This window comes from Moorella mulderi DSM 14980 (assembly GCF_001594015.1).
GTDB classification, from domain to species: domain Bacteria; phylum Bacillota; class DSM-521; order Neomoorellales; family Neomoorellaceae; genus Neomoorella; species Neomoorella mulderi.
In genome coordinates, this window is sequence record NZ_LTBC01000014.1 from 16609 (window position 1) to 29262 (window position 12654).

Sequence of the window (12654 nt, forward strand, 5' to 3'; positions counted from 1 at the left end):
GTGTAACCTTTGAACCCAACATCTTTATTTCGCTCTTTTCTTATTGATCCTTGCCCGGTGGTAAAAGTTCTTTAGCGTATAATGCTGATTTATCCTGGAGTACAAAAGGCCGTCCTGGCGGGAAAACTGGTTGCCTACTAACAGGTCCTACAGTAAAGCTAACCTGTGAAATTTTACTCTGGATTATGTGCGCAACATCACTGCTTTCCCTACAGGGAAGCCTACAATTATAGATAAAAATACAGGGCGGCCGCAAGGCCGCCGGGGAGGCTTAAAAACCATGGAGATTATCCGCATTAATGAGCGGCCGCAGCAGGTAACCCCCAGGGGTGTCAAGGCGCGGGCCGTATTGGACGTGCCCTACATCAATATCATGAACCTGACCCTGGCGCCGGGTGACGAAGTGCCGTCCCACACCACCCCGGTAGACGTTCTCTTCCATATCATTGAAGGCGAGGGTTCGGTGACTGTCGGCCCGGAAACGGCTAAAGTCAGCGCCGGGGAGATAGTAGTCAGCCCGGCTGGTATCCCCCACGCCCTGGCCGCCAATGCCGGCACCCATTTCAGCGTCCTGGTCATTAAGACACCCAACCCGAAAAATATGGCTAAAAGCGGCTAGTTTCAACTGGCCGCCCCGCGGCCGGGAACAATACCCTCCCGGCGCAGCAGGAACAGGCACCGGCCTAAAGCTTTTGTCCCCGGCGAAATAAAGGGAGTAGACGCGAAGGGAGAAGACGCGGAAAAACCCGCGCATCTTCTCCCCTTTTTTGCGTAGCCTCAGAAAAAGGCCCCAGGAAGCGGTTGATGCTGTCCACCAGCCGGCGCATGCCCTCCCTGACCTACCTCCTCTTCCCAGCCAAAGGGCCACAGGACACGAGCCTGCGGCTTATGCGTTTCTTAGGCCCGGAAGCTATGCGCCAACTGCACGTAGAGCGGACTGTGGTACTTTTTTTATTTTTGCGTTAAACGGTTCGAAGTACATACTTACTGTATTCGAGTATATTCTCCACAGTGCCTCAAAACTGTTAAGCTTGGGTGATAGTAGGTACAGGGTGTTGTTTTTTCCTGACAAACAGGCCTCCCAGATCATCAAACAGGGAGTAGATGACGGGAACTACGACCATGGTCAGGAGGGTTGCCGCTAAAATACCACCTATGACGGTGGTGGCCAGAGGTGAAAAACGTTCCGACCCCAGGGCCCATTCGAGGGCCAGGGGCAGCATCCCGACAACGTCGGACAGGGCCGTCATCATAATGGGGCGAAAGCGGGTTTTAACGGACTGGATAACAGCCGTCTCCCGGTCAGCTCCTTGTTCACGGGCACGCAGGATGTAGTCCACCAGGAGAATGGCATTGTTGACTACCGTACCCGCAAGTAAGATAAAGCCAAACATGACCGGCAGGGAAACAGGTTTGCCGCTGTACAGCAGGGCCAGAGCGACCCCGATAACAATCAAAGGGATGGAAATCATGATCGTCAGCGGGTGCAGGAAGGACCTGAACTGGGCCACCAGCAGCAGGTACACCGCCACCACGGCCAGCAGCAGGGCGAAGCGCAGGTCTGCACCGGATGCCTGCAGATCGGCCTGTTCACCGGTTATCGCCACTTCATAACCGTCCGGCACCTTTATGTTTTTTAAAACGCGTTCAACGTCGCCGATGACATGACTAAAGGGCCTGCCGTAGGTAAATCCCAGGACATCGACGGTCTGGTTGAGATTTTCCCGGGTGACTACATTTGCTCCCCGGGTTAAATTTATACTGGCTATATCCCTTAAGGGCACCTGTACCCCTGCCGGCGTGGTCAGGCGGAGATTCAAAAGTTCTTCCAGGGAATCACGATTTTCCTGGGCATAACGCACGTGAATGTCCGTGTCTTTCTGATTGGGCATTTTTAAAGTCGAGGCCCGGGTTCCTTCAATGCTCGCAAATACCTGCCGGGATACCATCTGCGGTGTCAGGCCCAGCTCTGCCGCCCGTTTAGCATCAATTTTTAAGTCAATTTCCGGAGTGTTCAAGGTCCAGCTCCGGTAAATATTGACAGCCCCGGGTACCTGTTGCAGGGCAGTGGCAATCTCCTCCGCCAGGTGATTTAAAACCTCGGGGTCCTTACCGGTTATGCGGACATCAATTGGCGCCCTGGTGGTTGCTATCGCCGTACCACCGCTTTCTTTGACGACAAATGTCTGCACTCCCGGCAGCCGGGCGATTTTGGCCCGCAACCTTTCTTCAATGGTCCAGATGTCTTCCGTGCGCTCTTTCCTGCTAGTCAGGGTGACCGTTATGTAAGCCTGGGTAACACCCTGGGCGCCGCTGTCGCCCAGGTAATGGGCCCCTGCCTCATAGCCGATGCTGCTATGATACGTCACAACGCTGGGCTCTGCCGCCAGAAACTCTTCTACCTGCCTTACAATAGCACTGGTCCCTGCCAGTGAAGTTCCCGGTGAGGTTTCCAGGGTGATATAGAAGGAGCCGGCGTCCAGTTTTGGCAAAACCTCCATACCGATCAGTGCCAGGATCCGGATGCCTATAATTAGCAGGGCAATGGCCACCCCCAGGGTTAACCAGCGAAACCCCAGCGCGCACCGTAATATGGCAAGATAAATATCCCGGGTCGCATCCATCAAGCGGACAAAGGGCCAGGCTAAAAAACCGAGGAATTTTTCAAGCCAGGCAAACCGCAATCCTTGCAACAGCACTGTAAATAAGGGAATCATGGTCACAGCTACAATAAATGACGAACCCAGGGCCAGGATCAGGGTCAAAGCCATCGGACCAAAAACCCGCCCCACAAAACCGGGGATAAACAGGAGGGGTATCATGACGATGAGAGTTGTAGTAGTACCGGCCAGTACCCCGAGAAATATTTCACCGGTCCCATCAATGGCCGCCGCCAGGGCATCTTTGCCCAGCTCCACCCGGTGCCTGGTGATATTCTCCACTACCACGATAGCATTATCTACTACCATGCCGATGGCCAGGATCAATGAAGAAAGGGTAATCAGGTTCAGATCCAGCCCGGTCACCTTCATCAAAGCGAAAGTCATTAAAAACGAGAGGGGCATGGAAAGGGCCACGATCAGGCTCTCTTTCAGGCTGACAATAAAGAACCAGATAATTAAAGTTGTAAACAGAAGGGCAGTACCGATACTGCTGCTCATATTGTCGACAACCGAACGGGTAAAAGAGGCATCTTCACTGGCTATCACGAAATCCAAAAAGGGATATTTCTGTTGCAACTCCGCTACTTTTTCCTTGACCCCGTCTACTACGGCCACAGTATTGGCGTCCTTTTTCTTGATAACCTGGAGGGATAGAGCCGGCTTGCCTTCAAAGCGAAACTCACTGCGGTTTTCGGCCTGGCCGTCCTCCACCCGGGCAATATCCTTCAGGTAAATAAGGTTGCCATTGCGGTTTTCTATAACGGTACGGCCAATATCGGCGGCCCCTTCAAACTCATTGACAATGCGGATTAGATATTCTTTCTCCTTTTGGATAATGTGGCCGCCGGGATCAGCTATATTCTGGGTACCGAGAGCGGCAACCACTTTTTCCAGGGGTATCTGTAAGGCCTCGAGCCTGCTGCGGTCCAGAAAAACATTGATCTGGTGCTTATAACCGCCAAAGATATCAACGGCAGCCACCCCGTCGACCATCTGGATTTCATTTTTAATATCGTTTTCCAGCAGGGTGCGTACGGCGGTCATAGGGACTTTGGTACTGCTGACGCTGTAGGTGACAACAGGTTTATCTGACGAGCTGAACTTCATCACCTGGGGTTCCTGAATCTCGCCCGGTAAACTCCTCTTAATACGGTTAATTGCATTTTGCACATCAACGGCCGCAACATCGACATCCTTGCCGTACTGAAATTCGACCTGGACTATGGAAAGACCGTCCTGGGAGGTAGAAGATATTTTCTTTACGCCTTCCAGGGTGGCCATCTCTTCTTCCAGCGGTTTGCTCACATTTCTGGCAACATCTTCGGCGGCTACACCCGGATAAGCGGTAACTACATTTACCAGCGGCGGCGCCGTTTCCGGAAAAAGTTCTATTTTCAATGAGTTCCTGGCAAAGATGCCAAAAATAATTACACCAATAACTAGGGCAAAAATAGTGTACCGGTGTTTGAGAGTATAGGCAGCCCAATTCATTGCTCCTGCCCCCTGTCGTAGAGGTAAACGGTACGGCCATCATATAATTCCGTTAAATTAGTGATCGCTACCACTGTATTTTTGCCCACGCCACCAAGGGCTTCAACATAGTCATTATTGACGATCCCTTTCTTAATTTCCCGGCGCTGTGCCTTACCGTCAGCGACGACGAAGATATAGGTTTTATCACCATCCTCAATTACGGCCTGGCGGGGAACCAGGATGGCATCCTTTTTTTCTTTGAGGATAAAGATTGCGTCCATACTGTTACCTGGCCTCAGGTCCTTGCCAACCTCCCCTGGTAAAGGGATTTCCACTACAGTAGTCCGGGAAACCGGATCGGCAGCCGGATGGATTTTGCTTATTTGGGAAATAATTGGTTTCACCGAGCCAGTACGCATCTGCAACATGACTTTGGTGCCTACCTGGACTTTGGGCAGGTCCCCTTCCACCAGTTTGACCTCTACTTTAAGCCGCTTGACGTCGGCGATGGTCACCAGCGGTTTGCCTGGAACAGCAAGATCACCCGCATAGGCAGCCACATCTGTAACAACTCCATCTACCGGTGTGCTCAGGGTTACGTTACGTAAATTAGTCAAAGATTCTTCCAGCATAGCCTCGGCCACTTTGAGATTACCTTCTGCTTGTTCCAGGGCATACCTGGTATCTTCATATTGTTTAGCTGGTATAGCACCCTGTTCATAAAGAGATTTATTCCTGGCCACTTCTTTCTGCCAGTAGGTCACGTTCTCCTGGGCGTTGGCTACCTTTTGCTTTAAGGTATTGGTGCTGGCTACCAGCTCTTTATCGTCGAGGATCACTAGGGGCGTACCCGCCCGGACAAAGTCTCCTTCCCGGGCTTCCTGCCTGAGGATTGTAGCTGTTATCCTAGCAGCCAAAAACACCTCATGGTCAGAACGTACTGTTCCCACATAGGTGAGGGTTTCCTGGATTGGTCCGGAAGTCACGCGGGCCGTTTTTACCGGCAGCCCTGCCGCCTCGGTCACGGGTGGTGAGCTGCGCAAGGCTGTGACCCGGTTATAGGTCAACCTGCCGCCGGCATAGATCACCAGGCCAATAAGTAAAAATGTCACTCCCTTCCTGAGCAGGCCGGTCAACTTTAATTTGATCTCCATAATGTTACCCCCTTTACAATTAGAATGTACTTGACATTATCAACCTGGAACATGCATCTACACTTACTTAGCGCACCCTTTCACGAGGTCAAAGGATTAAGGATTTTCTCCAGCAAGCTTTAGAGGAATGATCGAACGGCCCGAGGATCTTTTGAATATGACCGCGTACGCGGGAGGTTTAGATTACTTACTTTAGATTGTAATCCTGTAAGAAACCAGCTATGGCCGGCCTTGACCTGGCTACCGTCCGACCATAAACATGATAGCCCGGTAGATGTGCTGGCCCTGCTCCCGGGGATCAATGCCATCGTCAAGCCGCCAGCGAATTATGGTGCTCTGGATCAGGCCAATAAAGATAAAGGCCAGGGTATGGGCAGGGAAAAAACGCTTAAATTCGCCCGTTTCCATCCCTTCGTTAAAAATCGCTTCCAGGGCCCGGGTATAGCCGGCAATAATCCCCCTGATGATTTCCTTCAGGCTCGCATAGCTGGTATATAATTCGTCGGAAAAGAGAATGCGCGGCATAGCCGGGCTGGTTGCCGCCAGGGACAGGTGCAGGTCTAAAATTAATTTCAATTTCTCCCCCGGCGGCACGTCCTTGCGGCCGGCTATGGCTGCAGCCTGGCTGGCCAAACGGCCGCCGACACTCTTAACGGCCGCGGCCAGGATGGCCTCTTTACCGGGAAAATGCTTGAAAATAGCCCCCTCGCTGAACCCTACCTCCTGGGCGATGGCGGCGGTGGTAAGATTGGCCAGCCCGCGCTTAGCTATAATATCCAGCGCAGCGGCTATTATTTGTTGTTGCCTGGTGGCGCTGGTCTCTTTCACAGTCATGCTATCACCTTCCCTGCTGGTAGATTCAAAGGTTTCTAGTCATTTTCTCCCTGGAACTACCCGGCCTGGCAGCAGTTAGCTCAATGCTGCTGCGCGGGCAAACCTCCAGGCAGGCGAAGCAAAAAAGGCAGTAACGGGGCAGGATGCGGTAGCTTTTTCCCGGGGCTTCATTGGTAGCGATGGCCCCCACCGGGCATACCCGCCGGCAGCGGCCGCAGGCTAGGCAGCGATCCGGGTTAATATGGAATCTCCAGCGGCTAACGCCTGCGGGCAAGCTAAAGAGTACACCAAAGGGACAAAGGTAACGATGCCAGGCAGACTCGGTGAAAAAGAGGGTGGTCAAAATGGCGAAGGGGGCAAGGAGCACAATGAGGTTTATTTTGATAATACCCCGCAGCGTCATCAAGAAAACAAGGAGGAAAAGGATAAAAATTACAGCCCGCAACCATGGGCTCTTGCCTACAGGTGGTATGTCTTTTGCCAACCGCCGGGCCTTTTTACTCACCAGCCAGTTGACGGGGCGCAAGAGGGTATTAAGGGGGCAGAGCCAGCCGCAGTAGAGGCGCCCCCAAAACGGAGTTATGAGCAGGAAAGCCATCATGATCAGCATCCAGAGCTTGTTTTTCCCGCTTATTAGCAGGTAAACGAACAACAGAAACGCGAGGATTTGCACCCCCAGGCGCCAGTGCTGGAGTGAATGCTTCCGTTTCATCGCCGCCCTCCTTTATAAGTAAATATTTACTTACATTATGACTGGTAATAACTTCCCTGTCAAGGGTGTAAACATGTGATAAGGATCACACTGGCAATAGCTAAAAAAATCCAGGCCCATTACCAGGACATGGTAGCCAAAAACCCCCGGGCTTTTGTCTGGGTGGATGAACCGGGCCTGGAACTGGTCTTTATGGCCCTTACCGGCTACAGTTCTGAAAGGGCCAGGGAGGATTACCGCCATTTCCTGGCCATGCTCCCCGGACCTAAAGGGGTACATCTCTGTGGCAATCCCGACTGGTCCTTTTTGCTGGGCCTGGATCTGGACATTATCTCCCTCGATGCCCTGCAGTGGGGGCACATTTTTACCCGTTATACCGGAGAAGTAATAAAGTTTCTGCAAAAAGGCGGTATTATCTCCTGGGGCATCACCCCCACCCTGACCGAAGAGATAGAAAAGGTAACGATTGCAAAGCTGGTAGCCCAATTGGAAAATCTCCGGGATTATTTGCACGGGCAGGGGATTAGCAAAGAAACTATTATAACCCAGGCTTGGCTGGCACCGGCCCGCTGCTGCCTGGTAAATGCCGACGGCACCGCAGCCACCTTCCTGGACTGCCACCCACCCCATTTGCATGGGCGAATTCAGGCGTGCTGGCAAAAAATCACAGAATAATCCCCCTCTATATGGCAGCACACCATTTACCATGGCCACCGCTGGGTACAGAACTATTTTATCCCTTTAAGCCAAAACGGCCATTTTCAAGGGTTGGTCATCATCAGCCGCGAAATTACCGGGGAACCCAGGTGCCCCTATTTTGTCCAGCCTGGCAAACTTTTTCTCTAGAAAAATTTTGAGCCATACAAAAACTGTTTTGTTATTGGGTTGTCATGGATTCAGGTTTGATATTTTTTCTTCCCATGGAAATTTCTATTAATAGCCAGATGGACTTTCGTATACGTTGATTCTCCTCGGCCTTACCTTTATAATGTAAGTTGAGGAGGAAGTAAGCAGTGCCGGTAGTGACGATATCTTCAAAAGGGCAGCTAATTATCCCCGCTGACATCCGAAAAAAATATGCCATTAAGCAAGGGGACAAGTTTGAGGTGCAGGTGGCCGAGGGAAAGCTGGTACTGGTCCCCCTGAAGGAAAAACCCTTCGTGCGGTTGTACGGAGCGTTAAAGGGTGAAACCAGCCTGGTCCGGTCGTTGCTAGCAGAACATGCCGGGGAAACCGAAGAAGAAAACTATAAAGCCGGGACCGTCGTCCCGGCTTAACGTTTATCCGGCAAGAAATTATACCAACCTACCATCAAGGTAATAATCAACAAGGCCAGGCCAAAGGGTAAAAGATCAACGGCAACTTCAAATAAGGTGGGCACATAGGGCCAGGAGCCGGCAAATACCGGCGCTCCTGCTTTAAATTCACCAACTGCTATGGGGTAATTCCAGCCCTCGACCTCCATGCCGGGGAGGGAAAGGCTTAAGGGGAACTGGTTGAAGGCCGGGAACATCAACATCAGCCGGTGGGCAAATACGCCGGTAAAAAGCAGGGCGCATCCCAGCAAGAGGGAACCGGCCGACCGACCGCCTTTCTCGCTGAAGAAGTAAACCATGACCAGGGCCGGCAGGGCGATTTCCACCAGGTAGACCGGGCCATAACGCTTGAAAACCAGGCCCAGGGTACTTAAGGCTTCGGGGCTGCCCCACCACCAGTGAATTAAGATATCCATGGCTACGAAAAAGAAGTGGACGGCCAGGGCGCCGGCTGTAATCCGGGCCAGGGTATTAAAGGCGCCTGCATACTGGTTAAACCCCTCTTTCCCGGCCACCAGGAGGGCAATCACCAGCACCAGGGCCGTCCCGGAAGCCACCGCCACAGCAATGAAATCCGGGGGTAAAACCGCCGTATACCACCAGCCGCGGGAGGCCTGGGTGGCAAAAATCAAGGCCGTGATGGTGTGAATTAGAATCGCCACCGGGAGCCCCACCATGGCTACCCGCCGGGACCACCTGGCAGAAATGCTTTCTACTTCCTCCTGGGAAAGCTTCCTTGTCCAGCCGTTAAGAAAACCGCGTCCTTCCTTTTTCCAGTCCGGTAAAAGCTGAAAATAAACGCTCAAGAAAGTTAAAACGGTGTAGGCGGAAACAACTATTACGTCCCAGATTAAAGGCGACCGGAAATTGGGGTGCAGCAGCAGGTTGTAAATCCTGTCTACCCGCCCCAGGTCCGGCAGGATGACTACCGCCGCGGCCATAATGCTGGCAAAGGCGGAAAGGGAAGCAATGCGGGTAAATGGCTTTAACTGCTCAAGATTGAAAAGGTAAACTGAAGAAGAAACAATCAACCCCCCGGCGGCAATCCCCACAAAGAAGGCAAAGGTAGCAATATACAGTCCCCAGCTAAAGGGATTGCGCATACCTGTCACAATCAGGCCGCTTTTAAGCTGGTAGCCCCAGGTAAATAAACTTACCAGCAAAAGAACCAGGCCCGGGACAAAAGCCACATTTAGTTTCCTCACAAGCTCTCCCTCCTTTTACTTCCGCGGTCCTGTGGGCGGCAGGTAAAAGACCTTGGGCTTTGTACCCAGTTCTTCTTTCAGCCTTAGGGCCTGTCGTTGCCGCACCAGGCGGCTTACCTCCGACCTGGGGTCATCGAGGTCGCCAAAGAAGCGGGCCCCGGCAGGGCAAGCCTGAACACAAATAGGTGGATCTCCCTTATCGGTATACTGCACGCAGAAAGTACATTTCTCCACAATACCTTTAGGACGATCCGGCGTGTAGACCAGGCGCCCCCTTTTATCCCGGTGCTCGAAGGGATACCCGTAATCATAGCCCGGCATGTAACCGGCTTTCTCTTTGGCTTTTCTGGCGTCTTCCCAATTAAACTGGCGCACGCCATAGGGACAGGCGGCCATACAGTAACGGCAGCCGATGCAGCGCTCGTAGTCAACCAACACCCGGCCCTGTTCGTCGGTATAAGTCGCCCCAACCGGGCAGACCTTTTCGCAGGGAGCGTTCTCGCACATCTGGCAAGATACGGGTAAAAAGTACATCTGCGCTTCCCCGTCTTTAGCGAGGGGGATCTGATGCTCCTTACTTCCCGGTGTAAATACCCGGTTCCACCAGGTGCCCGGCGGTTGCGAATTATGCTCTTTACAGACCACCGCGCAGGTACGGCAGCCGATACAGCGGTCCAGGTCGATGACCATTCCCAGCTTCATTACACCTCACCTGCCTTTCGTACGTCGCAGAGGGCTTCGTTCCAGGCTGTATTGGGGGCCCATATCCCGGGTACAAAGTAGACCTCATGGGTGGGCTTGATAAAGGGATAGGTTAATGAGTTATAAGAATCTCCTTTGAGATAGCGGCTCCACCAGCCCTGCTCAAAGACGATGATTTTCCTCCCCTGGCCGGGATCCAGGACGGCATAGCCTCTAACCTTGCCGCGGTCATTGTAAACTTCGACCAGGTCTCCCTCTTTAATCCCTTTTTCAGCCGCGTCCTCAGGGTTTAAGAAAACCTTTGGCCTATTATCCTGCAGCTCGTTCATCCAGATATTATTGGAGTGATTGGAGTGAATACGGTAAAGGGAGTTACGGGTAATGAAAGCAAACTGGTACTTGCCTTTGGTTCCCGGGTTTAAGGCATACTCGCTTTCTACAAAGGGCGGCTTGTGCACAGGCAAGGTTTCGCCGAGTTGCATAAAGGTATCCTCTTCCTTGTAAAATTCAATCCTGCCGCTTTTAACAAATTTAGCTGTAGCTTCAATTGCCGCCGGCCGGCTAACCGGGGGGAAGGGTTTTTTAAACTGCACTTGCTCGTAAAAGGGGATCTGGCGATTCCCCGGTACCTCTGATTTCAGCCGCACCGGGCCTTTCTTAAGCTGCTCCAGGGTAATCCCGGCCACCGGCGGGCCGCCGGTTTTAAGGAGCAGTTCTATTACCTTTTCGGCCGCCATATTCTCATCAAGGCCAGGAAAAAAGTGTTTCTCAAAGTCGGGGTTAAGCCTCCTAGCAATCTCCCTGGCAATCCAAAGTTCGGATTTCGATTCGTACAGAGGTTTAATGGCCGGCTGCTGCAACTGTATATAAGGGTGTAAAGGTGTGGTTGTCAGCTCGGTCTTTTCATACCAGCTGGCTACCGGGAATACTACGTCGCTATAAAGACAGCTGGTGGTCATCTGGTGGTCCAGGCCGACGATAAATTCTATTTCTCCCCTGGCTGCCATTTGCCGTAAACGGTCGGCCATATTATGCTGGTCGAAAGGGTTACCCCAGCCAAATATCAGTGCCTTCACCCCATTCTTGGGCCATTGGGCTTTCATACCCTTAGTGGGACCATGCAGGATATAGAGCCAAGGAAGCCACCTGGCCGGCTTAGGGAACCACCATTCTTTAACATTAAACCGGATCTTGTACTGGCCGGCATAGGTGGAAATACCCGCACCCGGTTTACCGATATTACCGGTCAGCACCGGCAACAGGGCCAGGGCGCGGCCCTTCAAGTCGCCGTGATACCACTGGTAGTTGCTGGCACCGTAGATGACGTGCAGTGGTTTCGTGGTCGCCATCTCCCGGGCCAGGCGGGCAACTGTATCCCCGGGTACACCGGTTTCTTGCTCTACATATGTCGGTGTGTAAGTGCTTAAGTGTTCCTTTAGCAACTGGAAGACCGGTTTGGCCTTTACCCTTTGGCCATTCTTCAATTCTACTTCAATTTCACCTTCCAGGATTACATTAAGGGGTAGTTCCAGTTTTTCCGGGTGTACCGCCAGGAACTGCCCATTGTAAGCGACAAATACATCCCGGTATGGCGGTATATCTGCCGGTTTGTCCAGACCTTTAACCTCTTCAGCTTTCAGGCGCTTTCTGGTATCCAGGCGAACCAAAAGTGGCATATCAGTAAAGGTTTTAATAAATTCTTCGTCATACAGCTTTTCCTCAATTATCACCCGGGCCATTCCTAAGGCTAGAGCCGCATCACTACTGGGTTTAAGCTGGATCCACTCATCCGCTTTAGCAGCAGTCGGGCAGTAGTTAGGGTCAAAAACAACAAGTTTAGCGCCGTTATTACGTGCTTTGATTAAGAAGTCAGAATCAATCAAGCGCGTTACCATAATATTGGAACCAAAAACAGCAATATAACGGGAATTGGCCCATTCAAGGGGTTCCAGTTCCTCTGATTGGACGCCAAAAGTCTGGGGCCAGAACATGGGCAGGTCGCCATTCTTATCATAAGGATGGTTCAAATTCCATCCAGCCAGGGTAGAGAGAGCGATCCACGCTCCTTTCTGGACGTGGCCGGTCCCGCCTACCTGAAAGCTGAAACAAACAGTTTCCGGGCCGTATTTGGTGGCAATTTCCTGTAAGCGACCGGCCGTGTAATCCAGCGCTTCTTCCCAGGAAACCTCTCTGAATTCTCCTTTACCCCGTTCTCCCGTCCTGATGAGGGGTTTCTTGATCCGGTCAGGGCCATAAATAACGTTAATATAACTCAAACCCCTTAAACAACCCCGGGGACCGTACTCGGGCTCGGGATAATCATTGGTAGGAAATAAGGCCTTTATTTGCCCGTCTACTACCATAGCCCTTATCCCGCAGGAAGAAGTACAGTTGGGCGAACAGGTGCTGCGAACGTATTTAACTTCTTTTAATGGGGTTGGACTCCCCCCTGCCACAGCCTGGGAAATAAAATATTTACTTGTCCCCGCCGTACCCGCCAGGACGGCCGTCGCCGCCGACGCCTTTAAAAACTGGCGCCGGCTGAGCCTGAATTCTCGCTTCTCATTTTTGTCCTTCATAACTTTGCCTGTCACC

General features: G+C 52.1%; 10 protein-coding genes. 3 read left to right on the top strand and 7 right to left on the bottom strand.

Translation table 11 applies throughout. The annotated features are described in order from the left end of the window. Positions 1-280 precede the first annotated feature (280 nt). Positions 281-619, top strand: coding sequence for a cupin domain-containing protein (locus MOMUL_RS12515; RefSeq protein WP_062285321.1), 339 nt, complete (start codon positions 281-283; stop codon positions 617-619). A 406-nt stretch (positions 620-1025) separates the two neighbouring features. Here MOMUL_RS12515 and MOMUL_RS12520 read toward each other — a convergent pair whose 3' ends face one another. The 4 genes from MOMUL_RS12520 to MOMUL_RS12535 all read right to left on the bottom strand — a co-directional run bounded on the left by MOMUL_RS12520 (position 1026) and on the right by MOMUL_RS12535 (position 6836). Beyond that, positions 1026-4154 carry an efflux RND transporter permease subunit gene (locus MOMUL_RS12520; protein WP_062285322.1) on the bottom strand — a complete coding sequence of 1043 codons (3129 nt, stop codon included), beginning with the start codon at positions 4152-4154 and terminating at the stop codon, positions 1026-1028. Then, the gene (locus tag MOMUL_RS12525) at positions 4151-5290 is read right to left on the bottom strand and encodes an efflux RND transporter periplasmic adaptor subunit (RefSeq protein ID WP_062285323.1); all 1140 of its coding nucleotides are present in this window, start codon (positions 5288-5290) and stop codon (positions 4151-4153) included. The genes MOMUL_RS12520 and MOMUL_RS12525 overlap by 4 nt, the downstream gene beginning before the upstream one ends. Positions 5291-5530: 240 nt before the next feature. Continuing rightward, entirely contained in the window at positions 5531-6124 is a 594-nt protein-coding gene (locus MOMUL_RS12530) for a TetR/AcrR family transcriptional regulator (protein WP_062285324.1), read from the bottom strand. A 25-nt stretch (positions 6125-6149) separates the two neighbouring features. Next, the gene (locus MOMUL_RS12535) at positions 6150-6836 is read right to left on the bottom strand and encodes a 4Fe-4S binding protein (RefSeq protein ID WP_062285325.1); all 687 of its coding nucleotides are present in this window, start codon (positions 6834-6836) and stop codon (positions 6150-6152) included. 75 nt (positions 6837-6911) lie between these two features. Here MOMUL_RS12535 and MOMUL_RS12540 point away from each other — a divergent pair, with 75 nt between their 5' ends. Further along, positions 6912-7511: a uroporphyrinogen decarboxylase/cobalamine-independent methonine synthase family protein gene (locus tag MOMUL_RS12540; RefSeq protein ID WP_201786523.1), complete on the top strand. Its 600-nt coding sequence runs from the start codon at positions 6912-6914 to the stop codon at positions 7509-7511. Between the two features lie 338 nt (positions 7512-7849). Next, complete coding sequence (locus MOMUL_RS12545) at positions 7850-8113, top strand: AbrB/MazE/SpoVT family DNA-binding domain-containing protein (RefSeq protein ID WP_064774422.1); 264 nt, start codon at positions 7850-7852, stop codon at positions 8111-8113. On the opposite strand, the gene nrfD is transcribed toward MOMUL_RS12545, so the two are convergent. Genes nrfD through MOMUL_RS12560 form a run of 3 tightly spaced genes read right to left on the bottom strand, consistent with a single transcriptional unit; the run spans position 8110 to position 12638 of the window. Beyond that, positions 8110-9357 carry an NrfD/PsrC family molybdoenzyme membrane anchor subunit gene (nrfD, locus tag MOMUL_RS12550; protein WP_062285326.1) on the bottom strand — a complete coding sequence of 416 codons (1248 nt, stop codon included), beginning with the start codon at positions 9355-9357 and terminating at the stop codon, positions 8110-8112. The genes MOMUL_RS12545 and nrfD overlap by 4 nt on opposite strands. Positions 9358-9372: 15 nt before the next feature. Further along, a complete protein-coding gene (locus MOMUL_RS12555) occupies positions 9373-10059 on the bottom strand; it encodes a 4Fe-4S dicluster domain-containing protein (protein WP_062285327.1) in 687 nt (228 codons plus the stop codon). Next, positions 10059-12638, bottom strand: coding sequence for a molybdopterin-dependent oxidoreductase (locus MOMUL_RS12560; protein WP_062285328.1), 2580 nt, complete (start codon positions 12636-12638; stop codon positions 10059-10061). Before MOMUL_RS12560 ends, MOMUL_RS12555 begins: the two co-directional genes overlap by 1 nt. Positions 12639-12654 lie beyond the last annotated feature (16 nt).